Source organism: Pedobacter hartonius (assembly GCF_900107535.1).
Lineage (GTDB): Bacteria > Bacteroidota > Bacteroidia > Sphingobacteriales > Sphingobacteriaceae > Pedobacter > Pedobacter hartonius.
Window position 1 is genome coordinate 329350 of sequence record NZ_FNRA01000004.1, and the last position, 24005, is coordinate 353354.

Sequence of the window (24005 nt, forward strand, 5' to 3'; positions counted from 1 at the left end):
AAATTGATCTTTGATGTAAATGAATTTTTTAGAATTCTGAGATTTATATGCCAATGATTAATGATCTGTATATTTCACTTGTAAACAAAACCGAACTTTATCGAACCATTTTGTATCTGATTGTGCCAATCTAGTAACTATATTGGATTCGAATGACAGAAAATGATGTTTTATGATTTCTAGTTTGTGATTCATATTTCTAAAACGTTGCCTTCTTCAAGGGTAATTGCTACATAAGCTAATAAAAATATTAAACTCAAAAAACTACTGGTAGTCAAATTGCTTATAAAACTCGATTTGGTTACCAACCACAGGCAGCTAAAATCTATTCTATTCGCAGACATTAATTGCCACCTGTCAAGGACATCATAAATTCGCCCGCCTTTTTTAAAGCATCTCTTCCTTCAGGAAGCAACGAGTGCCACAATGGAAAATTATGTATCATTTGAGGCCACACTTCAAATCTTATATGAACTCCTGCCATTGCAGCTTTATGTGTAAATGTCAGGGCTTCACTCAGCATTTCTTCCGCTTCGCCAACAATTATATACATTGGTGGAAGACCATGAACATCTGCATAAATTGGAGAGGCCAGTGGAAGATTAGGATTGGCACCACCCAAATAGGCGGCAGCTTGTGCCTGAATAGCTTTAAGGTTTACTATAGGATCAATTCCTTCTCTTGTCTGGTAGGTTTCTCCAGTCTGACCTAAGTCAATCCAAGGTGATATTGGAATTCCACCTGCAGGCATAGGTACTCCCCTGTCGCGTGCAAATAGCATTAGATTAATGGTTGCATTTCCACCAGCAGAATCACCGCAAATAATAATCTTTTTAGCATCATATCCTTGCTCTAATAACCAAAGATATCCATCAAATATATCTTCTAACGGTTGTGGGAACGGATGTTCAGGAGCTAAACGGTAGTCTAAGGCAAAGGTCTTCATTTTTCCGGCTCTTCCAAGCTCACTGATTTCCCCACGATATGTTGCCGGACTGCCAATAAGAAATGCGCCACCATGTATGTAATATAAAACATGGGTATCTCTTGCTTCAGGAGAATCAGTCCATTCTCCCTTCAGGTTGCCTACCGATACAGTTTCATAAGTGATGTCATCGGCTACCGGTAAAGTAGCATACATTTTATCTGCTGCAATCCGTAATTCAGGAATTGGCGCATTAAGATCCAGGTAAGTTTTGAAATAATCTCTTGCAATTTTGAGTTCTTTGTTCATGCTGTTAACATTAAATATTAGGACAGCAAATTTCGGATGGACTCTACAGATACGTTAGCAAATAAGGGTTCAATATTGGTACTTTATATGCCAGATTTTTAGATAACCTTTTATTGATTTAAATATTTCTTGTACATAGATTTACGGTAATCTGCTGGGGACAAACCTTCTTGTTTTTTGAATTGTCTGGAAAAATAAGAAAAATCATTAAAGCCAAGTTCTTCACTAATCTGACCTATAGGAAGATTGCAGTATACCAGCATCCGTTTTGCTTCCACTAATCCACGGTCGCGGATCATAACCCCTGCCGTTTTACCCGTTAGGTTCTTAACAATCTTGTTGAGATAATTGGCAGAGATGCTTAGTTTATCCGCATAAAATGCCAGATCAGCTTCGTTTCTATAATATTGTTCTATCAACTTTTTGAACTTTTTATAGACTTGTACATGGAAAGAGTCTGACGTTTCGGTAGGTGCTGTGCCCATTAACCGCTGAATACGATTGAGCAGAACCAGCAGTAACCCATTAATTATTAAGGGAACTTTCACCTCTCTATTTAGCTCTTCTGTAATTGGGTCTACAATTGCCCGTAGTTCATTTTTGGCATTTTCATCTAAACATAAATAGGGTTTAGTAAAACTCTCTTCCAAAAATGTGAGTTCAAAAATAGATTCCTGTGTCTGGTGGGTAAGCAGAAATTGCTCAGTGAAAGCGATACTGTAACCTTTCACCTTTTCTGGCGAACTTAATAAATGAATCTGACCTGGAGAGGTGATCAGTAGTGTGCCTGTTTTAATAGGAATATCGTGATAATCGATAGTATGTGTGAACGTTCCCTCGGTAACCCAAATGATTTCATAAAAATCGTGCTTATGTGGCCACTCCAAATCTTTTGGCCATGACAGATCTTCAAACCGCGCCAACTTAAATAAATTCTCAATCTTCTTATCAGATGGGAAATCTTCAATCCTGTAGGTTGGAATCATAGTATTGCATTAATTACAAAGGCAAAATTAATCATTTAGATGTTTAAGACTGATTTATAATTTAACCTTTTTGTTGAGGATTTGATGATATTGGTCAATATATAGGATGATACTTTAGTTAAGCTAACCCTCTCATCAGATGTGATTGACTGGTGGATTTACAACATCTAAAGAACAGGAGTAATTTTTACTCTTGAAAATGTAACGAGGGCGAAAAATCTGTATATTCGACTTTGATTAGATAACGAAGGCGTATACTGCCCTTGTTCAAATTTAATATAATATGGTATATTATTCTGAAAAACCTTTCAACGATCTACCTTCCTTGCCACCAAAGGCTGAGATTGAAACTGTGGAAATACTTAAGAAAACTATTTTAGCAAGTAGAGCGCTATCAGAATTAAAGGGCGCAATCACTAATCTACCTAATCCGACATTGTTTATTGACACTATCTATTTGCAGGAAGCCCAGGCAAGTTCGGCTATTGAAAATATTATAACTACGCAGGATGAGCTTTTTAAGGCATCTATTTCTGATAGAAAGATAGAAAATTTTGCAACCAAAGAAGTGATTCACTACAAAGATGCGCTATGGTATGGCTTTCAACAATTAAATAAGCGACAGGTTTTAAATACCAATTTGTTTATCTCTATTATGCAAATCATTAAAGAGAACCAATCTGGAATAAGAAATACTCCTGGAACGAAACTTACCAATCCAGCTACCGGACAGATAATTTATACCCCGCCAGAAGGAGAGCACATTATAAGAGAAAAACTTAAAGACCTTGAAGACTTTATTCATACTGAAGATGATATTGATCCATTGATAAAATTAGCGCTGATTCATTATCAATTTGAGGCTATACATCCGTTCATTGATGGAAACGGACGGACCGGACGTATAATAATACTGTTATATCTCAAATTAACAGGATTATTGGATCTACCAGCCCTCTACATGAGTGAATACATCATAAAACATAAACAAGATTATTATTTAAGCCTTCGAAGGGTAACTGAAAATGGTGATTGGAAAAGTTGGATACTTTATATGCTTGATATGGTAGAAGATACAGCTATAAAAGGCCGTGAACAGATTGCCAGCATAGAACGATTAATGAGAACTATGGGTGAAAGAATCCAAAAGGAATTGCCAAAATTATATTCTAAAGATCTGATGGAGGTATTATTCAAATTACCTTATACCAAAAGAGTATTTCTGGAACAGGCTGGATTAGGTAATCTAAAAACTGCAGGGAGCTATTTAAATGAATTAGAAAAAGCAGGTATTCTAAAAAGTGAAATGGTAGGGAAGGAAAAGTTATATCTAAATACTGAATTGATGCAAATATTAAAGAGATAGAATATAAAGAAATAGCCTGATTTATTGGCGAGATTACTTTGAACACATCTTCTTATATAACAAAGAAACGGCCTCTAAATGTATTTAGAAGCCGTTTTTAACGATGTACACCCAATAGGATTCGAACCTATGACCTACGGTTTAGAAAACCGTTGCTCTATCCAGCTGAGCTATGGATGCGTGTTTCCCTGTTGGAGCGCCAAAGATAGGATTTATGCGCAATATCAACAAATCTATTTTCAGATTTCTGTCGTCTAAGCTTCTTTCAGCGGCATGACTTTTTTACTGGGATTCATTTCGGCATAATCTAAAACCATATTCAGGATATAATCATTTGAGGGATAAGGTTCTATGCAGGACTTCAACGTTTCCATATCTGCCACATCTGTTGGAAAGGAAATATAACCCATCCCATAGAACTTGCCTTCTTCTATCCAAAGGCAGCTCTGTTCATCATCATTTCTGCCTGCATCGATCAGTGCAAAAGAGGGCAGGGTAGATTTCAGGTGTGCAATTGCTGCTTTTACGCGGCTGTTGTAGCTATATGGATGCTCGAGTCCCTGGCAGGCGCCATGGCAGTTACCGGTATCAACGGCCGTGCAGGACGACCTGTTCTTCTGAATGAAACACAGCTTTTCACAAAGCGTATGTTCAGTGATCATTCCTCTTAACATGCTTTGTCCGGCAAGTATACTGTTAAATGTAAACAGCGCATTGGAGTTCTTTTTATACTTATCGATGCCCAGCCGCATATAGCCTTTTTGATCTTCAAAAGCGTAAAGGGCATATTTTTGCTCAAAACGTTTCAGTGCCCTGTTATTCTCGGGCCAGTACTTCTGGATTTCTGCGGCTTCCAGGATCAGTGCCATCAATTCTGTACCACAGACTGTAAAATCTATCTCATGAATGTTCTTCAGAAATTCCTGTCTTTGTTTTTTGATACTGTTCCCTGAAAAATGCGAGCACACCCTCTTTTTAATATTTATAGCTTTACCGATATAGATGATCTTACCCTTGTTGTCTTTAAAATAATAGACACCAGGATTTTGCGGTAAGGCGTCAATGGTGGCCCTTGAAAGGTTTGGAGGCAACACCTGTTCCTTTGATGCCTTATGCAATGAAAGTGAGATCAGTCCCTCCGTATCGTTTTCCAGCAGGAGGGAGAGCAGAAGAGCGGTAGCTGCGGCATCGCCGCCTGCGCGGTGACGGTCATTTAAGGGGATGCCCAGTGAACTGCATAATTTCCCCAGGCTGTAGGAAGGATGACCAGGAATGATCTTTCTGCTCATCCGTACAGTACAAAGTTTTTTACCGGCCAAGACAAAACCACTCTGGGCAAGCTGGTGCCTGACGAAGGAAAAATCGAAATTCACATTGTGGGCAACGAATACCTTGTCATGCAGCATTTCATATATTTGAGGAGCAACATCGGCAAACAACGGTGCGTCCTGCACCATCTCATTACTGATCCCAGTCAGGCTTTCTATATAAAACGGGATCTCCTGTTCCGGATTGATCAGGGTTTCAAAGGCATCAATAACTTTTGAACCATCATGAACAAGAATGGATATTTCCGTTATCCCATTGCCGGAAGCAAAACCGCCGGTCGTTTCAATATCTACTACTGCGTACAACATTTATCAATTGATATTCAAATACAAATGTGCTAATAAATTTAGTAATAAAAATGATTATTAAAATTATTCTCTAATGGCATGTAAATGGTATAGATCAAAATGAAATGGGGATAAATAATGTCTAAGAAAATATTGGCGGTGGATGATGATAACGACATTCTGGATGTTATCAGGATTATACTTGAAGATGAGGGTTATGAAGTTTTTACGCTGGCTAACGGCAAACAGGTATTTGATTTTGTGGGTGAAACAGACCCTGATCTGATCCTGCTGGACGTAATGTTGGGCGGATTGGACGGCAGAGATATTTGCAGGGCTTTAAAAGAACACGAAGTGTTCAAGAAGATTCCTGTGGTCATGATCTCTGCAAGCCATAATTTAAACAATTTGTTATTAATGCCGGGAGCGCCGGATAACTTTCTCGCTAAACCTTTTGATATTGATCGTTTGGTGGATATGGTCAAGGCCCAGCTGGCTGCCTGATAAGAACTGTACTAATTAATATATATAATCGTACTAAATTCCAGATGAATTATCCTAAAACGGTATCTATTTCTATTGGATTGATCAGCATCTTATGAATAGGGCATTTATCAGCAATCGCTAACATTCTATTCCTCTGCTCGGCGGTTAAATCACCGGTAAGCTCTATCTTACGGCTGATCTTCGTTGAAGCACTCATCTCCTCCTCTTTACAAATAGTCAAATGAATTTTTACAGCTTCCAGGGGAATCTGTTTTCTGTCAGCATACATCCTGATGGTAATCGCTGTACAACTCCCTAAGCTTGCCAGCAACAATGCTCCCGGTGTCATCCCTTCGTCTTTTCCTCCAACTTCTTCAGGTTCATCTGCATAGATGAAATGTCCTCCCGCATAAACTTTAGTCAGGTAATTTGTCTGATCTAATTCAGTAACTGCTGTGATCTGATTTTCATCCATTCGAAATATTTTATTTTTTTAGATTTACAATATATAATTTTATTTATGGAACCACCAATAATAAATGAACGTATACAAATGCTGCAGTCTTTTATTGGAAAGGAATACACTGCATCTGTTTCCCCGTTTATGAACTGGCTCAGGCCAACTGTAGTGAGTGCTGAACCGGGCGCACTTGCATTCAGTTACATCATCAGAAAGGAAATGACGAATCCTGCCGGAACACTGCATGGCGGAGTGACTGCAGGGATCATGGATGACCTGATCGGGGCAACAGTTTATTCACTGAATCTTCATGATCCGTATACCACGATTAATAATGCGATTGACTATTTTGCCACAGCGAAGGAGGGCGACCTGGTTATCGCCCGGACTGCGATTGTAAAACGCGGCAGAACAATCATTAATTTACAGTGTGAACTGACCCTTCCCGGTAAGGACAGGCTAATTGCCAGAGGCTACGCTAATATGCTGAAAATTAATTCATACAGCTAAAATGATATAGCATTACTGAACTGAAATTTGTTAACAATTACATGTTGTCAGCTTAAGATTTACTGAACATTTGACACCCATATTTGTTATGATAAATGAACTAACCAGATATGAGTATGTTAAGTAATTATCTCAACTTTGAGTTTGATGTACAGGGTAAGCCTGTAACAGGTTTTTGCATGAGAATTCAGGATGATTTTCATGAAACCTACGCGGTGATAATGGATGGATACCATTCGTTTTGTGTTTGGCTGGATAAGCCATCCTCAACATGGAGATCATCTAAATATGTAAATGTTGAGCCCGGTGTTCTGGAAAAGATCATCAACCATTTAAATGTTCATCAGATAGCGTAGCTAAATTCACATAAAAAGGGTCTGTGCTGATTTAGCACGGACCCTTTTTCGGCTGTATCTATTTGTGAAAGAATACGTAAGCAACAAAGACTGCCGCAATGATTCCGGCAAGATCTGCTATCAATCCAAATGGAATGGCGTAACGCGTACGTTTGATGCCTACTGAACCGAAATACAGGGCTACAATATAGAAAGTGGTGTCGGCAGAGCCATTGAATATGCATGACAACCGACCTACGAAAGAATCAGGGCCAAAGGTCTTCATCGTATCTGCCATCATTGCCTTGGCGCCGCTTCCGCTGAGTGGTTTGATGATCGCTGTGGGCAGCGCAGGAGTAAAATCTGTATTGATACCTATCTGTACAAAACACCAGGTGAACCCGTCAACAATATAACCCAGCACTCCTGAATTTCTGAGTACTCCAATGGCTACCAGCATACCTACTAAATAGGGAATGATGGTAATGCAGGTGGTAAAACCTTCTTTTGCGCCTTCTATAAAGACCTCATATACATTTACTTTCTTGCGTACAGCACCCAGAATAAAAGCGATGATGATTGAAAACAGAATAACGTTGGAAGCTACTTTTGATACGATCTGGATCTCTTCCTTACTTAAATAATTACTGAAATAATAGATCAGCGCTGCTATACCCAGTGTAATACCGCCCAGCCAGGATATCACTACACGGTCAAACAAATTGATCTTTTGTTTGATTGCCACGGCAATGAGTCCCACTACAGTGGCTACATAAGTAGCAATCATACAGGGGATGAATATATCTGATGGATCGGCCGCCCCCAGGATTGCCCGCTGGGCCATGATTGCCAGTGGGATCAGCGTAAGGCCTGAGGTATGCAATACCAGGAACATGATCTGTGCATTGCTGGCAGTTTCCTTATCCGGATTGATTTCCTGTAAACTCTTCATGGCTTTTAATCCGAAGGGCGTGGCTGCATTATCCAGTCCCAGCAAATTGGCCGAGAAATTCATTACCATATGCCCTGTTGCGGGATGATTTTCTGGTACTTCAGGAAAAATACGGCTAAAGAACGGGCCTATAATACGTGACAGAAAGTTGATTGCTCCGGCTTTCTCACCAATGTTCATAATGCCCAGCCAAAGGGTCATGATGCCTACAAGAGGCAGTGCAATATCCATTACCCCGGTTTTGGCGGATTCAAATGTACCGTCCACGATCAGTTTAAAAATTTCTGTATCACCAAAAAAGATGAGCCTGATGAGGGCAACTACAAAGGCTACCAGGAAAAATGCAATCCAAAGATAATTTAATGCCATTAATTTTAGTTTGAAGGTATGAATGTAAAAAAAAGGATCTGTATTCATGAGTATACAGATCCTTTTTTTAACAATGTACCGTCAGGCCGGTCTCAGGGTTTATCATCAGTAAGTTCAAAACCCCATGTTTTTCCCTTTTCCGTTGCAGGTATGCCGCCTGTCATCCATACAGGTGCTTTGGCGCCTTTTAAATAATAATCGAAAAACTGCTGTTCGCGGATCTGGATATCTTTCTTATTCTGACGAAGTTCGAGATTGTGCGCTTCGTTATTATAATTTAATAACCATGATGGTTTTCCCAGTCTTTTCAAGCCGGTGAACATTTCTATTCCCTGATACCATGGCACGGCCCCATCAGCATCGTTAGACATGATCACTACCGGTGTACTTACTTTAGGAAGAGAGAATAACGGTGAGTTTTCAATATACAATTCTGGTTTTTCCCATAAGCTTGCACCAATCCTGCTTTGCGTCTTTTCATACTGAAACTGGCGGTTCATACCAGTTTCCCAACGGATACCACCATAGGCAGAGGTCATGTTGACCACCGGGGCACCTGCCCATGCTGCGGCATACATATTGGTCCTGGTGATCAGAAAGGCCACCTGGTAGCCTCCCCAGCTCTGTCCCTGGATACCAATCTTGCTACCGTCCACCCAGCTGTTTTTCTTCAGTGATTCTACACCTGAATTGATGAATTCTTCGGCAGATCTTCCCGGATATCCTTTTTCATAGCTGATGTCCGGAGCAAATACCAGGTATCCGTTACTTACAAAATAGGAGATATTCAGTCTTGAACGCGTAGGGGCCGGCGGAATATAATTGTATAAACCTTCAGAAAGTTTTTCATAGAAATACACAATCATCGGATATTTTTTTACCGGGTCGAAGTTTTCTGGTTTATATAAAATGCCCTCTGAAGGATATCCTTTTGGGGTTGCCCATTTCACGAGTTCTGCTGTGCCCCAGTTATAGGTCTGTTGTTGAGGATTGGTATTACTGACTTTAGTTTCAGTTTTCAGATCTGTAGATACATAGATATTTGGTGATGAGGTATAATTTCCTTTGTCATAGATGTACCGCTCGGCATCTTTGGCCTTTATTAAATTTGAATACTTAAACTTAGCCATGACGGCCAGTTCAGGATTCTTACTGTCACCGGCATGTGTTCTGTAAAAGCCGTTTTCTTTAGTGTCGTTGTTGAATGCGGAGAGCCAAATGTCATCTTTCCGGGTAATGAAACGCGCTTCAGGATCAACCTGTTCGTAACGGAAAGTGATCTTTTTTTGTCTCCCGAAGCCATTGGTGATGGTCTTTGGCGCAGATTTCCCGTCAGGGGAGAAGCTCCAGATATCATACCGGTCGTAAATCAGCACTTGTTTATCTTCTTCTGTCCAGCCGGCAGTACCATACGCTGAAGGATCATCCGGCACATCATTATCCTCGTCAGCAAATTTAACTTTACTATCAGTGTTGAGCACCGTTGTTTTTCCAGTGGCCACTGCATATGCAGACCACAGGGAGGTTTTTTGATCAAAGAAGAGGATGTAATTTCCGGCGGGGGAGGGCGAAGCATATCCGTCAAGAGCGGAGATTATCTTTTTTCTTACGCCGGTTTTTATATCTACGAGATAATAATCACGGATGGGAGAGCCCGTCCATTGTGATTGTACCCTGTTTCCGTAATCTGTCGAGGCAAGTACGAAGCTGGCATCTCCTTCTTTCACGATGGTGGCTTCCGGCAGTTTGATATCTGTCAGCGGAACGATCTTAGGGTCACTGCTGAAGATATCAATCACAGTCTGGTAACTTCTTTTTGATTCTTTATCCGCATTTTTTAGTTGCATAGGCTGCAGATAATCGTCTTTATACCCCCAGACGTCCACTTTGGCGTTCTCAAAGTCAACCAGTGTGGTATCTTTTGCTTTTTTCAGTGGTGCAATGCCGAAGAATAACTTTGTTCCCTCTTTGCTGAAAGTTAGTTTTCCGTCTCCGCTTACTGTCCATTTGGCGGGGAGTCCGTCAATTTCATTGTCTACCAGAACCTGCGCGGTATCCAGTGTCAGCGAGTTATAATAAATACTGTAGTCCTTAATTTCTGATTTTTCAGGGCTGTTTTCACCCAGGAAGGCCACCTGTGTACCATCTTCATCAAAAATAAAGCCTTTGTAATTGCCTTTGGTATACACTAAAGTTTTAACCGTGCCTTTCTCCGTGTTAAAGATGAATACACCTGCCTTTGCAGTGTTGTCCTTTTTCGATCCGGGAGACGTGAAAATTAGCTGTTTGCCGCTTTTGCTGATGTCATATTCAGTTACATATTTGAAAGTTCTGTCAATGCCGGTCAGCAGGTTTCTCAGGATAAGGTCTGAACCTTCTTTATTCTCTTTTTTTGGCTCATCCGGCTTAGCCTTTTTGGTGGTGTCTGCCGCCGGCTCTTTCTGGTAAACGAGAAAATCACCCGCATTTTCGGGTATTTTAAATGATTTTACACGCGGGATCTTTGTAATGGCGCCTGTAGTAAGGTTGATAAAACCCAGTGAATCCCTGAGCATTTCTTCAGGTTTTTTCTTTTTGATCCTATCCATCCTGGTTGTGGCAAACTGGGGCTGGATCTGGAAGGCGGCATATTTTGAATCTGCGCTGAATTTAAGCAGGGTGCCTCTGTCTACTGTGATTCTGGTTGTTGTGCTGAGGTTACTGAGGTAAAGTTTTGTATCTCCTTCCTGCGGTACAATAGTATATCCTGCCCATTGTCCGTTGGCAGACAATTGTTTAACACCAACACTCTCCCATGAGTCATAAACCGTATGGTTAAGCGGTTTTTTCTGGGCAAAGACAGTCGCTGCAAAAAACAGGAGGATAATAGTGAACTTTTTATGCATGATATGAGTATAAATTTAGATTTAATATTGTTCAGGCTTAAAAATTGCATTTTTTAATCAACAAATCCTATTAGTATATCAAATTTTACATTTTTTGAGCTAAATGCATAATCGTTATGGAGACTGAAATGATGATACGGAATACATTTCCCTAATTATATTGTCATTCAGTTTATGGAATTTCATTTCAGTTTTCATCATTATGATATAAAGATATTATATGGGTATTCGTCTGCGAAATTTAAGAATATGTTTTATTGTGTTGTGCCTGTTTTGCAGCTGTTCTCAAAAACCTGGAGGCCATTTCAGCCGGAATCAGCCTGTGCTATCAGGACAACCTAAAAACTACCGTTTCACAATTTACAGGAACGACACTGCATTGCTGTCTTTAACCCGGAACAGGCTCAAATACCGGTGGAATTCTCAGACTTATGTATATCAGTGGGAGTATTGACCCGCGAAGGCCCGTCATAAAAAAACCGCCCTATCATTAAATAAGGCGGTTTTTCTAAAGAAGAAGAATAAATGAATTATTTATTCTTTTTTTCCTGTGTTTTTACCTGTTGCTGCTGACGCATATAATCGTCCAGGCGAGTCTGGAACTTAGATTTTTTCTTTTGTTCTTCAGGTTTTTTCTTGTTTTCCTTCAGGATATTATGAATTTTCTCGTCGTTAACCATTGATTTGATCAGGTACTGCTGTCCGAAGGTCATCATGTTGGCAAGGAAATAATAATAGTTCAGTCCGGCTGGGTACTTGTTCAGTACACCAAGGAATACGATCGGCATAATATAACCGATATATTTCATTTGTCCTGTTGCACCAGATACCTGGTTATTGAAATACGTATAGATCAGTGTAGAGATGGTCATCAATACACACATTAAACTCAGGTGGTCACCAATAAATGGAACAGTAAATCCAAATTTGATGAAATCATCATAAGTAGAAAGATCATGCATCCATAAGAAACTTTGTCCCCTTAATTCGAACAGGTTCGGGAAAAAGAAGAAGAAGGCCATTACGATAGGCAACTGAAGCAGCATCGGCAGACATCCGCCTAATGGATTGACACCTACCTGTTTATATAACTTGAGATATTCCTGCTGAAGCAATGTAGCATTGTCTTCACCCACTTTGGCTTTGATCTCATCCATTTCTGGTTTCAATATTCTCATCTTAGCCATAGAGATGTACGACTTGTACGTCAGCGGTGACAGCACCAGCTTTAAGGCGATGGTGAGCACTAAAATGATCAGGCCATAGTTCCATCCAAAACCTTCAAGGAAGTTAAACACTGGTAATACCACAAACCTGTTGATGTACTTCAGCGGCCAGTAACCCATTTCCACGAGTTTCTCCAGTTCCTGTCCTTGTTTTTTTAACACTGCAAACTGATTGGTTCCGAAGTAGAACTTCATTTTATAGTTTTGTACAGCAAGCTGGTTGAACGGCAGGTTTACGTTAGCGGTATAACCTTTTATCTCACCCGGAGCAGTCAATATCTTTACATTCACATTTCCTTTTATAAATGGATCAGCGGGAATCAGCACAGCTGAAAAGAAATGCTGTTTGAAGGCGATCCATTCGATCTTGGCTTTGTTCAGCTCCTGGCTTTCATCTTTTGCAAAACTTAAGTGGTCTGGATTCTGATCAACATATTTATAATATGGTGCTGAATACTGCTGTTCTGCCTGTAATGATTTTTCCTGCTGCAGCAGTACAGTTTCCCAGTTTAGCGCAATGCTGTCCCTCTCAATCACCTGGTTCATACCATTCAGGTTGATATTAAAAGAAACGTCATGTGCATCAGCGGCATTTAATCCGTAAACAAATTCAATGTATTTATCCGCACTGTAATTTGCGCGCATCACCATTGAGTTGCCGGTTTGGGTGGCTGTAAAATAAAGATCATCTGTTCTGATCATTTTGCCGCCAATGTTCAGGCTTAATCCGAATTTGTTGTCGTCACCGTCAAAAAGCACTACAGGTTTACCTATGTAACTTTTTTCACTTTTGACCTCTACCGACTTAATTTTACCGCCTTTATTGCTGAAGGTTAATTTCAGGGCACTGTTTTCGAGTACGCTGGTTGTAGCCGTACCTGATATGTTTGTGCCGAAAGGACCTTTCAAGGCTAATGAATCTACTACCGGAGCAGCCGCAGGCAGGTTAGCCGGAGCTGCTGGTTTAGTACCAGCTTTCATTGCAGAATCAAGTGAGATCCGCTCACGCTCTTTCTTCATTTCAGCCTCACTGGGCTTGAAAAAGTAGAATGAACCTGCCAGAACGATCATAATCAGGAATAATCCTGTGAATGTATTTCTATCCATTATTGTTATTTAAACGCGTATTAGTTTGTTTTTTTCTTCGCATACTCCATCGCAGCGGCGACAAATTTAACAAAAAGTGGGTGAGGATTAGCAACTGTTGACTTTAATTCGGGATGAAATTGTCCACCGACGAAAAACGGGTGGTTTTTAAGCTCGATAATTTCTACCAGCTTACTGTCCGGATTAATACCTGAAGCAATCATTCCCGCTTCTTCATATTGTTTTAAATAGGCATTGTTAAATTCATAACGATGTCTGTGACGTTCGTTGATATGTGCTTTTCCATAAGCGTTGAAGGCTTTTGTTCCCTTTTTAAGGTCGCATGGGTAAGAACCCAGACGCATGGTACCGCCTTTGCTGGTCACCGTTTTCTGGTCTTCCATCATATTGATTACCGGGTCAACGGTTTCCACATCAATTTCTGTAGTATTTGCTGTTTTTAATCCCAGTACATTACGGCCGTATTCGATCACAGCACATTGCATACCCAGGCAGATCCCGAAAAAAGGAACTTCGTTTTCACGAACGTACCGGATAGAGTCGATTTTTCCTTCTATACCGCGGCTTCCGAATCCCGGCGCCACAAGTACACCATCCAGGTGGCTTAGTTTCTCGGCAGCATTGTCAGGGTAGATCTCTTCAGAATGGATGTATTCAATTTTAACTTTACACTCATTTTTAGCACCTGCATGAATGAAAGATTCAATAATGGATTTATAGGCATCTGGTAATTCCACATATTTACCGATCAGTCCGATCGTTACGTCGGCAGTAGGGTTTTTAAGTCGGCCCAGGAAGTCTTTCCAGCTTTCCATATCCGGCTCATTCTTCTGTGGAAGCTTAAGTTTGCTCAGTACGGTTTTATCCAGCTGCTCTTTCATCATCAGCAGGGGCACTGAATAGATGGAAGAGGCATCCATAGACTCAATTACCGCGTTCACGTTTACGTTACAGAACAGGGCTATCTTTTTACGGATATCCATATTGATGTGGTGTTCTGTGCGGCATACCAGAATATCAGGCTGAATACCGTATTCCAGTAACATTTTAACAGAGTGTTGTGTAGGTTTTGTTTTCAGCTCACCGGCAGCGGCAAGATAGGGAACGAGGGTAAGGTGGATCACAATTGCATTGTTGGCTCCGGCCTCCCACTTGAATTGTCTTACTGCTTCAACAAAAGGAAGTGATTCAATGTCACCCACGGTTCCTCCAAGTTCGGTGATCACGATATCAAATTCTCCTGTATCTCCCAGGATGCGCATGTTGCGTTTAATTTCATCAGTAATGTGCGGAACAACCTGTACAGTTTTGCCAAGGTATTCGCCCTGGCGTTCTTTGTTGATCACGTTCTGATAGATCCTTCCGGTAGTAATGTTGTTTGCCTGTGAGGTAGGCACATTCAGAAAGCGTTCATAGTGGCCCAGATCGAGATCGGTCTCTGCGCCGTCTTCTGTTACGTAACATTCGCCATGCTCATATGGATTTAACGTCCCGGGATCAATATTAATATAGGGATCGAATTTCTGGATGGTTACCCGGTAACCTCTTGCTTGTAAAAGTTTGGCTAATGAAGCGGAGATGATGCCCTTCCCTAGTGAGGAAGTAACACCGCCCGTAACAAAAATATACTTAGTCATGTTTGTGAGTTTGTGAAATAAGAGTAGTTTTTATGGCTCTCTTATTGTTTTTGTACGGGATACAAAGCTACAGAAATATTGTCAGAATTCATTTAAATAATCGAATTTGAATAAATTTAAGAAGATCAGAACTCGCTGTAAACAAAAAAGACCTGGTAAAATACCTGGCCTTTTTTAATTTTATATTTGGTTAGAATATGCTTGATTGTTCAAATGTTAAAGGTGTATACCGTAACACTAAGGTAAATCTAATGTTATTTTTATAATATTGTATATGTATTGCGAAAAAAAACATATTATTTTTGTAATCCGTTGATATTCAGCAATAAAAATTAAGGTGATAACATATGTTTTATTGTTTTCAAATCAAATTTTACATTATTCAGATACTTCTTATAATTGTATATTTGAAGCTTATTACGTCTTCTTAGTGTTTTATGTACACTAAGTGTATCGTTTACTTGCAGCATTCGTAATATGTTTTCACTTTTCTATCTGCGGCAGACCACGCAATATATACATTGCTCTCCTTACCCAGTCGGTATTTGAAACCATTCACTCCGGAACGTTTTAATTCCGCAAAAAAACTTTTGTCAGTGGTATTTTTATCGGGCTGTTCATTTTCGGTAACTGCAGGTTCAAGGAAGTTCTCTTCATCGAGGAAAAGAGCCAGCTCATCCTGCATAAACTGCATCTGTTTTTTCTCTTTTCCTAAATCCACATTGTCCCTGTAATTGTCTAACAGGGCAGTGGCTTTTAATGTTTTCGTATAGATCGGTTTGCCTGAGGGAGGGGTAATGGTAAAGACCAGCTCCATATCCTTCGGCCGTTCGCCGTTGAGCACAATTTTAAAGGTATCCAGCTTTGTGGTGTCACTGAAAGCGCGCAGCATTATCTTCGTTCTGGAGGCAGGCGGGATCTTGCTGGTCTTTTCCTGGTGACAGGCTGTCAAAAATAAACAAATAAGTAAGGCTGAACAGGTATATCTCATGAACAAGGAAAATTAATGCCTAAGATAGATAATTAATTGCCCTTCATCTTCATGATTTTTTCAAGATCTTCAGGCGTATCTACCGCAACCGACTCCATCTGCGTAATCCGGGTCTGGATCTCATATCCGTTTTCTATCCAGCGCAGCTGTTCCAGGCTTTCGGCGAGTTCCAGAGCAGAGGGCTTTAGCCTGGTGATCTGCAGCAGTGTTTCAGCAGTATACCCGTAAATCCCGATGTGCTTGTAAAACTGGTGTGCCTGCAGCCAGTTTTCCTGTTCGGTATTCCTCAGAAAGGGGATAGTATGCCTGCTAAAGTAAATTGCCTGCTGGCGGTGGTTGAGCACTACTTTTGGTATATTTTGATTAAACAGCTCGTCCTTGTCAATTATTTTTTTGACAAGTGTGGCCAGTTTTACTGCAGGGTCTGCAAAGCAGGAGCTCAGGAGGTCTATCTGAACCGGGTCGATGTAGGGTTCGTCGCCCTGGATATTGATGATCACTTCGAAACCCTGAAATTGCTCTGCCACTTCAGCACAGCGGTCTGTACCACTCTGATGATCAGATCTGGTCAGTGCATATTCCCCGCCAAAGCGTTTCACCTCGCTGATGATCCGCTGGTCATCGGTAGCGATCACAACCTTATCCAGGCTGGAAGAACTGCAGGCCTGTTCGTAAACGCGCTGGATCATACTTTTACCCGCAATATCTATCAGGGGTTTACCCGGAAAGCGGGTAGATGCATACCGGGCAGGGATGATTCCAAGCTTTGCCATCTTAAAAAAGTCCGTTTATTTCTGCTTCTATGGATTGGATCACAATGCCCAGGTCTTCCGGGTTATTGGTGAAATCCAGTTTATCCTTGTCCAGGATCAGCAGTTTGCCCAACTGGTAACCCTTGATCCAGGCTTCGTATTTTTCATTGAGCTTGGACAGGTAATCCAGACGGATGCCTGCTTCATACTCACGTCCCCTGCGCTGGATGTTATCTACCAGAGTAGGAACTGAAGCGCGAAGGTATACCAGCAGGTCCGGCGGTTTGATGAATGAAGTAATGTTATCAAAAATATCCTGGTAGTTTTTGTGGTCCCTGGTGGTCATTAAGCCCATTTCATGCAGGTTTTCTGCAAAGATATGGGCATCTTCATAAATGGTCCTGTCCTGGATCACATTCCTCTGGTTTTTTTCAATATCAACAATTTGCTGGAAACGGCTGTTCAGGAAGTAGATCTGCAGGTTAAAACTCCAGCGTTTCATATCGCTGTAAAAGTCTTCCAGGTACGGATTGTTGTCTACAGCTTCATATAAGGCTTCCCAACCATAATTTTTTGCCAGCAAACTTGTTAAAGTTGTTTTACCGGCACCTATATTTCCAACTATTGCTATATGCATATGATTTTTGTGATGAGCTTAAGGTAGTGATTTTTAATTATTGATCTTTTAAAAAGGTTTGAAACCTATCAGCTCCCGAACTTCTTTTATTGTTTTTCTGGCACTTTCACGTGCTTTTTCGGCACCATGGTTCGCTACCTTACGCAAATAATCATCGTCTTTGGAGATCTCCTCAATACGTTCCCGGATGGGTGAGTTGAAAATGATCATGTCTTCGGCAAGCTGCTTTTTAAAGTCGCCGTACCGGATCGCACATTTATTGTATAAGTCATTGAAATGAACGAGTGTATCCGCTGAGGAAACGATCTTCATCAGGTCAAACAGATTCTGTATCGGCTCAGGCTTGGGCTGGTTCTCTTCAGTTGGCCCTCCGTCTGAAACTGCTTTCAATACTTTTTTATGGATCACATCCGCTGTGTCTGCCAGATAAATACAGTTGGCATCACCTTCAGATTTACCCATTTTTCCTTTTCCGTCCAATCCCGGAACTTTAACAAGGTTGGCGGCATAGTTGAAGGCAAATGCCTCCGGGAAATAATCATGATGGTATAACCTGTTGAAACGGTTCCCGAAGGTACGTGTCATTTCAAGGTGCTGTTCCTGATCTTTTCCTACGGGTACTTTCGTGGCCTTATGAAGGAGGATATCTGCCGCCATCAAAGAAGGGTAAGTGAGCAGTCCCGCATTTACATTGTCTGGCTGTGAACGGATCTTGTCTTTAAAGGAAGTGCTTCTTTCCAGCTCTCCCATATAGGCATTCATATTGAGGTAAAGGTAAAGTTCTGTGACTTCAGGTACGTCAGACTGTATATAAATGGTGCTGGCTTCGGGATCTATGCCGCTGGCAAGATATTCCACCAGGACGTTTTTTACGTTTCCATGCAGGTCTGCCGGTGTTGGATGCGTGGTTAGCGAATGAAAATCGGCAATAAAAAAATAACAATTATATTCATGCTGCATTTTCACAAAATTACTTACAGCACCAAAGTAATTGCCTAAATGTAATTTGCCTGTTGGACGAATACCGCTTACTACTATTTCTTTCATTGGTAGATCATTGTTTTTATATCGGTGATGAAGCTTGCATAAGATTTTTATATCTTTTTTAAGATGTAATCTTATGCAGGTTTCATTGGTAAATATTGTTTTTTTTGTGAAGCCTTATCAGGAATCAGGAGGCCGAAATTAAGAAAAAACCGTTACACGGACTTGTACTAATTGTCTTTTCTGTTTAAAATGTTTGGTGATCAGGTGAAAATGATGGTCCGCTATCAGATAATTATCGGCTGTATGATTGATTTTTTTCTAAATTTGATGTCAATGATACGTCTCTTAAAGCGACTGCACTATTTCTACTTCCTCTTTATCGTCCTGCTTTTTTTTGTGCTTTTTTATCCCTTGTATGCCATTGCTGCCAGAAGAACTGCCTGGTATGGGGTCTTAAACCGGCTGAGGGCACTGAACAGTTTGATTTGCAGTATCTTCACCGGAATATTTTTCAGGTTTACCTATGAAGAGCAGCTTGATCGCCGCCGGCATTACATTTATTGCGGTAACCACAGTTCAAACCTTGATATTATGATCTTTTGCCTGCTGGCGAAAGGCAGGTTCAGTTTTATGGGGAAAGATGAGCTTCTGAAGAACCCGGTATTGAAAATATTCTTCAATACGATTGACATTGCAGTAAACAGGGACAGTAAGATATCTTCTTTCAGGGCATTTAAACGCGCAGGAGCGCATTTACGGCAGGGCAGGAGCCTGATCATCTTTCCTGAGGGAGGGATTAGCATGAGCCAGTACCCGCCGGTGATGACAGCATTTAAAAACGGGCCTTTCAGGCTGGCCATAGAAACGGCTACGCCGATCGTGCCGGTCAGCGTGACTGACGCCTGGAAGAAGTTGTGGGATGATGGTGCCAGATATGGAAGCAGGCCGGGAATTTGTGATATTTATGTCCATAAGCCTATTTTTACAGAAAATATGAGCGCTGATAGTGCCGACAGCCTAAAAGACACTATTTTTGATTTAATTAACAGCAAAGTCCTTAAAAAATGAACATAGATAAAGAGACGATTTATAAAGTTGCAGACCTGGCAAGAATTGAGATCGGGGCACATGAGGTGGAAGAGCTGCAGGCGGATATGAATAAGATCCTCACTTTCATGGAAAAACTGAATGAACTGGATACGACTGCGGTTGAACCCCTTGTATATATGAATCCAGAGGTGAACGTGTGGAGGGAAGATGCAGTGGTACAGGAACTTACTGTAAATGAGGGACTGAAAAATGCTGCGCTGCACAATGAGGAATTCTTCCTGGTGCCGAAAATACTGGATAAATAATTTCTTTTGTAACAATAGCAGGCAGGGTGGTGTCTAAACCGAAAGCTTGTATTAGCTTTATCAGGTGTTAAATATATAGGCGAAATGGAAAACCCGTTAATTAATATAAAGGAAATAGGCCGTAAATACGTGATCGGAACAGAGGTGATCCATGCACTCAAATCAGTTTCTCTGGAGATCTTTAAAGGTGAATTTGTTGCCCTGATGGGCCCCTCGGGTTCGGGTAAATCAACTCTGATGAATATACTGGGCTGTCTGGATACCCCCAACAAAGGCGATTATATCCTGAACGGCATCAATGTGAGCCAGATGTCTGATGATGCCTTAGCAGAAGTACGGAATAAAGAGATAGGATTTGTTTTCCAGACCTTTAACCTGTTGCCCAGGTCTACCTCGCTGGACAATGTAGCCTTACCGCTGATCTATGCAGGGGCAAGCAAAAAGGACCGTGATGAACGTGCAAAACTGGCTCTGGAGAACGTAGGACTGGGGAACAGGATTACCCACAAACCAAATGAGCTTTCCGGGGGACAGCGCCAGCGTGTGGCCGTTGCCAGGGCATTGATCAACAACCCCTCGATCATCCTTGCCGATGAGCCAACGGGTAATCTGGATACCAAGACATCGATAGAGATCATGGGCCTGTTGGAAGAAATCCACAGTAAGGGGAATACAATCATCTTAGTTACCCATGAGGAAGATATTGCACAACATGCACACCGCATCGTGAGAATGCGGGATGGCCTGATCGAAAACGACTATCTGAATACGGATATCAAAACGGTTTCTCCCCGACTGACCAAATTAGAGGAAAGCGGAGACGATTTTGAGCAAATTGGTAAACATTAATGAAGATATACACAAAGACAGGAGATCAAGGCCAGACCTCACTTATTGGTGGGACAAGGGTTCCAAAATTTCATCTGCGTATAGAATGTTATGGCACGGTGGATGAACTTAATTCCTACATTGGACTGATCCAGTGTCAGGATATCAATACACATGCGCAACAGGTACTGAAAGAAATTCAGGACCGTTTATTTACGATCGGTTCTTCACTGGCGGCAGATCCGGAGAAATCGCATATGAAAATACCAGATCTGCATGCGGCAGATATCACCCTGCTGGAAGAAGAAATGGACCGCATGAATGATACATTGCCGGAACTTAAACACTTTATTCTGCCGGGAGGAAACACGGTTGTTTCCTATTGTCATATTGCGAGATGTATTTGCCGCAGGGCAGAAAGACTAACAGTACAGCTGGCTGCAGAAAGCGATGTGGATAACCATGTGACAATTTATCTGAACCGCTTAAGTGATTATTTGTTTGTTTTAGCCAGAAAACTGGGTTTTGATGTGAATGCAGATGAAAACATCTGGTTACCAAGGGTATAAAAGGTGGAAAAAAAAGTTTGTTTTCATCAACTTTTTTAATATACTTTTGCAAATTAAATAAGAACAATAAAATAGTATAGAATATGTATTGGACATTAGAATTAGCATCGCATTTGGAGGACGCTCCATGGCCTGCAACAAAAGACGAATTGATTGATTATGGTATCAGATCTGGAGCGCCTGTAGAGGTGATTGAAAACCTTCAGGCGTTGGAAGACGATGGAGAACCCTATGAAACGATTGAAGAGATTTGGCCGGATTATCCGACCAAAGATGATTTCTTCTTCAACGAAGATGAATATTAAAGACTCATAGTTAAAGGCCCCGGTAACGGGGCCTTCTTTTTTTTGGAACGATGATTGTTTGTCAAATGTCAGGAGAGTGTCTGTAACTTTCCAAGTCATTTAATTAACAACTTAATCTTAAAAATCTACAACTATGGGAAATTTACTTTATTTAGTCGCGGTGGTATTGGTAATACTTTGGGTGATTGGTTTCTTCTTTCACGGCTTTGGCGAAGTGGGAGGTTTAATCCACGTACTGCTGGTTATCGCAGTAATCGCAATCCTTCTGAAAGTAATCAATAGAGCTGCTTAATCATAAATGCAGGGCTTCTGGGAAATCAGAGGCCCTTATTTTTTAACAGGAAAGAAGCCAGCTCCAGATCCTGTGCATAAGTTATTTTTATATTGCTTCTTTCGCCGGTTAACAAATGAATGCTGAAACCGGCCCTTTCGGCTACTGAAGCATCATCCGTAAATTCATTTCTGTAGGGCTGCAGGTAAGCCGCTTTCAACTGTGCTGTAAGGAAGGTCTGGGGAGTCTGGATCAGAAACAGCTCATTCCTGTTCAGTGCCACAGAATGCTGATCATCTTTTTTCATTCTTACCGAATCTACAGGCTGTATAGCAGCGATGGCATTACCTTTTTCCAGAGCCATCTCATATGCTGCCTGAATAAGTGCCGTGCTCACCAGCGGACGCACAGCGTCATGTACCGCCACAACGCCATTCTCACTGATGACCTCTAATCCGTTTTTCACGGAATCAAATCTCTCCTGTCCTCCCTGGATCACCCGGTGGGGGATGTTGAAATGGTGAAGGCTGCAAAGCTCATCCCAAAACCGGTGCTGATCTGTATTGAGCACCAGGATAATTTCAGGGTTGAGTACACATTTGTGGAATGCTTCGATCGTGTGCATAAGTACAGGCTTTCCATCCAGCGCTAAAAACTGTTTGGCAACGGCCTGGTTCATCCTGTTTCCTTTACCTCCCGCAACAATAATCGCGTAATACTTCATATTCAGTACTGAGAATTTCTGGTGAAAAAAAATAGGAGAGACCAAAAGATCCTCCTATTCATTTAATGGGTTTTGTTCATTCAATTAGATGATCAGCATCGCATCACCATAACTGTAGAAGCGGTATTTTTCTTTCAATGCAACTTCGTAAGCATGTTTTACATAGTCATAACCACCAAATGCACTTACCATCATCAGCAAAGTAGATTCCGGTGTGTGAAAATTGGTAATCATCGAGTTTGCAATGCTGAAATCATATGGAGGGAAAATGAATTTGCTGGTCCAGTCGTTAGCCGGCTTAAGCATTTTTCCTGAAGAAACCGCTGATTCGATTGCACGCATGGAAGTAGTACCTACTGCACAAATACGTTTCTTATTTTCCAGGGCTTTATTAACGATGGCAGCTTCTTTTTCTTCAATGATGAACTGCTCTGAATCCATTTTATGTTTGGTCAGATCTTCTACTTCAACAGACCTGAAAGTACCTAAACCAACATGCAGGGTTACTTCTGCAAAGTTAATTCCTTTCAGTTCCAGGCGTTTCATCAATTCGCGGCTGAAGTGCATACCTGCAGTTGGAGCAGCAACAGCACCTTCATGTTTTGCGAAAATGGTCTGGTAACGCTCTTTATCCATTGCGGTAGCCTTACGCTTGATATACTTTGGAAGAGGAGTCTCTCCTAAAATTTCAATGTTCTTTCTAAATTCTTCATCGGTACCATCAAACAGGAAACGGATTGTACGTCCTCTTGATGTAGTATTGTCTACAACTTCAGCTACTAAAAGGTCATCATCTCCGAAGTAAAGTTTGTTGCCTACACGGATCTTACGCGCCGGGTCTACGAGTACATCCCATAAACGCAGTTCTTTATTCAGTTCACGCAGTAAAAATACTTCAATGGTAGCACCTGTTTTTTCCTTATTGCCATATAAACGGGCAGGGAAAACTTTGGTGTTATTCAATATCATGACATCCTGATCATCAAAATATTCCAAAATATCTTTAAATATTTTATGTTCAATTTTACCAGTGTCTTTATGTAGAACCATTAAACGGGCTTCGTCCCTTTGTTCTGAAGGATTATTGGCAACTAATGATTCAGGTAAATTAAACTTAAATTGAGATAACTTCATGTTTTTTATAAAATAATTGAGGGCGCAAATTTACAAAAATATAATATAAACATTGTGTATACTGGAATTTTATTTGTAATAAATGTGTGTCTTATATTGATTTATTTTTCGGTATTGAACTGCCCTGATCAGTAACAGTACAGGATACAATTGTGTTTTATATATTGTTCGTGTATTGTTTTGTATTTCTGGTTCGTTGGGTCATGGTTGGATTATCCGTGGGATGGGGTTCTAAGGAATTTTTGCCTTCCAACCCCCAGGCAAGGTGGGTTAAGTAAATGGT

General features: G+C 40.9%; 24 protein-coding genes and 1 tRNA gene. 10 read left to right on the forward strand and 15 right to left on the reverse strand.

The window, feature by feature from the left end:
• Window positions 1–343: 343 nt before the first annotated feature.
• Both BLW16_RS09920 and BLW16_RS09925 read right to left on the reverse strand, forming a co-directional pair.
• A complete protein-coding gene (locus BLW16_RS09920; RefSeq protein ID WP_090556422.1) occupies window positions 344–1234 on the reverse strand; it encodes an alpha/beta hydrolase in 891 nt (296 codons plus the stop codon).
• Between the two features lie 110 nt (window positions 1235–1344).
• On the reverse strand, window positions 1345–2220 hold the full coding sequence (locus BLW16_RS09925; RefSeq protein ID WP_090556423.1) for an AraC family transcriptional regulator: 876 nt from the start codon (window positions 2218–2220) through the stop codon (window positions 1345–1347).
• Window positions 2221–2503: 283 nt separating this feature from the next.
• On the opposite strand from BLW16_RS09925, the gene BLW16_RS09930 reads away from it, so the two are divergent.
• Entirely contained in the window at window positions 2504–3586 is a 1083-nt protein-coding gene (locus BLW16_RS09930; RefSeq protein WP_090556424.1) for a Fic family protein, read from the forward strand.
• A 106-nt stretch (window positions 3587–3692) separates the two neighbouring features.
• Here BLW16_RS09930 and BLW16_RS09935 read toward each other — a convergent pair.
• Window positions 3693–3766: transfer RNA gene (locus BLW16_RS09935), tRNA-Arg, on the reverse strand.
• A gap of 74 nt (window positions 3767–3840) precedes the next feature.
• Window positions 3841–5223 carry an exonuclease domain-containing protein gene (locus BLW16_RS09940; RefSeq protein WP_090556425.1) on the reverse strand — a complete coding sequence of 461 codons (1383 nt, stop codon included), beginning with the start codon at window positions 5221–5223 and terminating at the stop codon, window positions 3841–3843.
• A gap of 117 nt (window positions 5224–5340) precedes the next feature.
• Between BLW16_RS09940 and BLW16_RS09945 the strand changes: the two genes are divergently transcribed.
• On the forward strand, window positions 5341–5706 hold the full coding sequence (locus BLW16_RS09945; protein WP_090556426.1) for a response regulator transcription factor: 366 nt from the start codon (window positions 5341–5343) through the stop codon (window positions 5704–5706).
• A 49-nt stretch (window positions 5707–5755) separates the two neighbouring features.
• Here BLW16_RS09945 and BLW16_RS09950 read toward each other — a convergent pair whose 3' ends face one another.
• On the reverse strand, window positions 5756–6163 hold the full coding sequence (locus tag BLW16_RS09950; protein ID WP_090556427.1) for an OsmC family protein: 408 nt from the start codon (window positions 6161–6163) through the stop codon (window positions 5756–5758).
• A 45-nt stretch (window positions 6164–6208) separates the two neighbouring features.
• On the opposite strand from BLW16_RS09950, the gene BLW16_RS09955 reads away from it, so the two are divergent.
• Window positions 6209–6658, forward strand: a complete 450-nt coding sequence (locus BLW16_RS09955) for a PaaI family thioesterase (protein WP_090556428.1) — start codon at window positions 6209–6211, stop codon at window positions 6656–6658.
• Between the two features lie 116 nt (window positions 6659–6774).
• The gene (locus tag BLW16_RS09960) at window positions 6775–7014 is read left to right on the forward strand and encodes a hypothetical protein (protein ID WP_090556429.1); all 240 of its coding nucleotides are present in this window, start codon (window positions 6775–6777) and stop codon (window positions 7012–7014) included.
• Window positions 7015–7072: 58 nt separating this feature from the next.
• Here BLW16_RS09960 and BLW16_RS09965 read toward each other — a convergent pair whose 3' ends face one another.
• The 8 genes from BLW16_RS09965 to trpS all read right to left on the reverse strand — a co-directional run bounded on the left by BLW16_RS09965 (window position 7073) and on the right by trpS (window position 18596).
• Window positions 7073–8314: a nucleoside recognition domain-containing protein gene (locus tag BLW16_RS09965; protein WP_090556517.1), complete on the reverse strand. Its 1242-nt coding sequence runs from the start codon at window positions 8312–8314 to the stop codon at window positions 7073–7075.
• Window positions 8315–8406: 92 nt separating this feature from the next.
• Window positions 8407–11199, reverse strand: a complete 2793-nt coding sequence (locus BLW16_RS09970) for an alpha/beta hydrolase family protein (protein WP_090556430.1) — start codon at window positions 11197–11199, stop codon at window positions 8407–8409.
• A gap of 530 nt (window positions 11200–11729) precedes the next feature.
• The gene (gene yidC, locus BLW16_RS09975; RefSeq protein ID WP_090556431.1) at window positions 11730–13532 is read right to left on the reverse strand and encodes a membrane protein insertase YidC; all 1803 of its coding nucleotides are present in this window, start codon (window positions 13530–13532) and stop codon (window positions 11730–11732) included.
• A gap of 20 nt (window positions 13533–13552) precedes the next feature.
• On the reverse strand, window positions 13553–15169 hold the full coding sequence (locus BLW16_RS09980) for a CTP synthase (RefSeq protein WP_090556432.1): 1617 nt from the start codon (window positions 15167–15169) through the stop codon (window positions 13553–13555).
• A gap of 457 nt (window positions 15170–15626) precedes the next feature.
• Window positions 15627–16121, reverse strand: a complete 495-nt coding sequence (locus BLW16_RS09985; RefSeq protein WP_245735203.1) for a hypothetical protein — start codon at window positions 16119–16121, stop codon at window positions 15627–15629.
• A 71-nt stretch (window positions 16122–16192) separates the two neighbouring features.
• Window positions 16193–16933, reverse strand: coding sequence for a 3-deoxy-manno-octulosonate cytidylyltransferase (gene kdsB, locus BLW16_RS09990; protein ID WP_090556434.1), 741 nt, complete (start codon window positions 16931–16933; stop codon window positions 16193–16195).
• Between the two features lies 1 nt (window position 16934).
• Window positions 16935–17549, reverse strand: a complete 615-nt coding sequence (locus tag BLW16_RS09995; RefSeq protein ID WP_090556435.1) for a deoxynucleoside kinase — start codon at window positions 17547–17549, stop codon at window positions 16935–16937.
• Window positions 17550–17597: 48 nt separating this feature from the next.
• Window positions 17598–18596 (reverse strand): tryptophan--tRNA ligase, encoded by a 999-nt coding sequence (gene trpS, locus BLW16_RS10000; RefSeq protein ID WP_090556436.1) that lies wholly within the window; start codon window positions 18594–18596, stop codon window positions 17598–17600.
• A gap of 273 nt (window positions 18597–18869) precedes the next feature.
• Here trpS and BLW16_RS10005 point away from each other — a divergent pair, with 273 nt between their 5' ends.
• From BLW16_RS10005 to BLW16_RS23000, 6 genes are all read left to right on the forward strand, one after another.
• A complete protein-coding gene (locus BLW16_RS10005; RefSeq protein WP_090556518.1) occupies window positions 18870–19604 on the forward strand; it encodes a lysophospholipid acyltransferase family protein in 735 nt (244 codons plus the stop codon).
• Window positions 19601–19891, forward strand: coding sequence for an Asp-tRNA(Asn)/Glu-tRNA(Gln) amidotransferase subunit GatC (gene gatC, locus BLW16_RS10010; protein WP_090556437.1), 291 nt, complete (start codon window positions 19601–19603; stop codon window positions 19889–19891). Before BLW16_RS10005 ends, gatC begins: the two co-directional genes overlap by 4 nt.
• Before the next feature lie 84 nt (window positions 19892–19975).
• Complete coding sequence (locus tag BLW16_RS10015) at window positions 19976–20740, forward strand: ABC transporter ATP-binding protein (RefSeq protein WP_090556438.1); 765 nt, start codon at window positions 19976–19978, stop codon at window positions 20738–20740.
• Window positions 20740–21288 carry a cob(I)yrinic acid a,c-diamide adenosyltransferase gene (locus BLW16_RS10020; protein ID WP_090556439.1) on the forward strand — a complete coding sequence of 183 codons (549 nt, stop codon included), beginning with the start codon at window positions 20740–20742 and terminating at the stop codon, window positions 21286–21288. The genes BLW16_RS10015 and BLW16_RS10020 overlap by 1 nt, the downstream gene beginning before the upstream one ends.
• Before the next feature lie 83 nt (window positions 21289–21371).
• Window positions 21372–21593 carry a DUF2795 domain-containing protein gene (locus tag BLW16_RS10025; RefSeq protein WP_008240955.1) on the forward strand — a complete coding sequence of 74 codons (222 nt, stop codon included), beginning with the start codon at window positions 21372–21374 and terminating at the stop codon, window positions 21591–21593.
• Between the two features lie 133 nt (window positions 21594–21726).
• Window positions 21727–21885 carry a lmo0937 family membrane protein gene (locus BLW16_RS23000; RefSeq protein WP_139298305.1) on the forward strand — a complete coding sequence of 53 codons (159 nt, stop codon included), beginning with the start codon at window positions 21727–21729 and terminating at the stop codon, window positions 21883–21885.
• Between the two features lie 25 nt (window positions 21886–21910).
• Here BLW16_RS23000 and BLW16_RS10030 read toward each other — a convergent pair whose 3' ends face one another.
• Both BLW16_RS10030 and queA read right to left on the reverse strand, forming a co-directional pair.
• The gene (locus BLW16_RS10030; RefSeq protein WP_090556440.1) at window positions 21911–22588 is read right to left on the reverse strand and encodes a 2-C-methyl-D-erythritol 4-phosphate cytidylyltransferase; all 678 of its coding nucleotides are present in this window, start codon (window positions 22586–22588) and stop codon (window positions 21911–21913) included.
• Window positions 22589–22672: 84 nt separating this feature from the next.
• Entirely contained in the window at window positions 22673–23722 is a 1050-nt protein-coding gene (gene queA / locus BLW16_RS10035; RefSeq protein WP_090556441.1) for a tRNA preQ1(34) S-adenosylmethionine ribosyltransferase-isomerase QueA, read from the reverse strand.
• Window positions 23723–24005 lie beyond the last annotated feature (283 nt).

Excerpts from the sequence above, each read along its gene's own strand:
- yidC (WP_090556431.1), bottom strand. The coding sequence starts at position 13,532 with ATGGATAGAAATACATTCACAGGATTATTCCTGATTATGATCGTTCTG.
- BLW16_RS09950 (WP_090556427.1), bottom strand. The coding sequence starts at position 6,163 with ATGGATGAAAATCAGATCACAGCAGTTACTGAATTAGATCAGACAAAT.
- BLW16_RS09955 (WP_090556428.1), top strand. The coding sequence starts at position 6,209 with ATGGAACCACCAATAATAAATGAACGTATACAAATGCTGCAGTCTTTT.
- BLW16_RS10030 (WP_090556440.1), bottom strand. The coding sequence starts at position 22,588 with ATGAAGTATTACGCGATTATTGTTGCGGGAGGTAAAGGAAACAGGATG.
- BLW16_RS09980 (WP_090556432.1), bottom strand. The coding sequence starts at position 15,169 with ATGACTAAGTATATTTTTGTTACGGGCGGTGTTACTTCCTCACTAGGG.
- BLW16_RS10025 (WP_008240955.1), top strand. The coding sequence starts at position 21,372 with ATGTATTGGACATTAGAATTAGCATCGCATTTGGAGGACGCTCCATGG.
- kdsB (WP_090556434.1), bottom strand. The coding sequence starts at position 16,933 with ATGGCAAAGCTTGGAATCATCCCTGCCCGGTATGCATCTACCCGCTTT.
- BLW16_RS09920 (WP_090556422.1), bottom strand. The coding sequence starts at position 1,234 with ATGAACAAAGAACTCAAAATTGCAAGAGATTATTTCAAAACTTACCTG.
- BLW16_RS10015 (WP_090556438.1), top strand. The coding sequence starts at position 19,976 with ATGGAAAACCCGTTAATTAATATAAAGGAAATAGGCCGTAAATACGTG.
- gatC (WP_090556437.1), top strand. The coding sequence starts at position 19,601 with ATGAACATAGATAAAGAGACGATTTATAAAGTTGCAGACCTGGCAAGA.
- trpS (WP_090556436.1), bottom strand. The coding sequence starts at position 18,596 with ATGAAAGAAATAGTAGTAAGCGGTATTCGTCCAACAGGCAAATTACAT.
- BLW16_RS09925 (WP_090556423.1), bottom strand. The coding sequence starts at position 2,220 with ATGATTCCAACCTACAGGATTGAAGATTTCCCATCTGATAAGAAGATT.
- BLW16_RS09960 (WP_090556429.1), top strand. The coding sequence starts at position 6,775 with ATGTTAAGTAATTATCTCAACTTTGAGTTTGATGTACAGGGTAAGCCT.
- queA (WP_090556441.1), bottom strand. The coding sequence starts at position 23,722 with ATGAAGTTATCTCAATTTAAGTTTAATTTACCTGAATCATTAGTTGCC.
- BLW16_RS09930 (WP_090556424.1), top strand. The coding sequence starts at position 2,504 with ATGGTATATTATTCTGAAAAACCTTTCAACGATCTACCTTCCTTGCCA.
- BLW16_RS09965 (WP_090556517.1), bottom strand. The coding sequence starts at position 8,314 with ATGGCATTAAATTATCTTTGGATTGCATTTTTCCTGGTAGCCTTTGTA.
- BLW16_RS09995 (WP_090556435.1), bottom strand. The coding sequence starts at position 17,549 with ATGCATATAGCAATAGTTGGAAATATAGGTGCCGGTAAAACAACTTTA.
- BLW16_RS09940 (WP_090556425.1), bottom strand. The coding sequence starts at position 5,223 with ATGTTGTACGCAGTAGTAGATATTGAAACGACCGGCGGTTTTGCTTCC.
- BLW16_RS23000 (WP_139298305.1), top strand. The coding sequence starts at position 21,727 with ATGGGAAATTTACTTTATTTAGTCGCGGTGGTATTGGTAATACTTTGG.
- BLW16_RS10020 (WP_090556439.1), top strand. The coding sequence starts at position 20,740 with ATGAAGATATACACAAAGACAGGAGATCAAGGCCAGACCTCACTTATT.
- BLW16_RS10005 (WP_090556518.1), top strand. The coding sequence starts at position 18,870 with ATGATACGTCTCTTAAAGCGACTGCACTATTTCTACTTCCTCTTTATC.
- BLW16_RS09945 (WP_090556426.1), top strand. The coding sequence starts at position 5,341 with ATGTCTAAGAAAATATTGGCGGTGGATGATGATAACGACATTCTGGAT.
- BLW16_RS09970 (WP_090556430.1), bottom strand. The coding sequence starts at position 11,199 with ATGCATAAAAAGTTCACTATTATCCTCCTGTTTTTTGCAGCGACTGTC.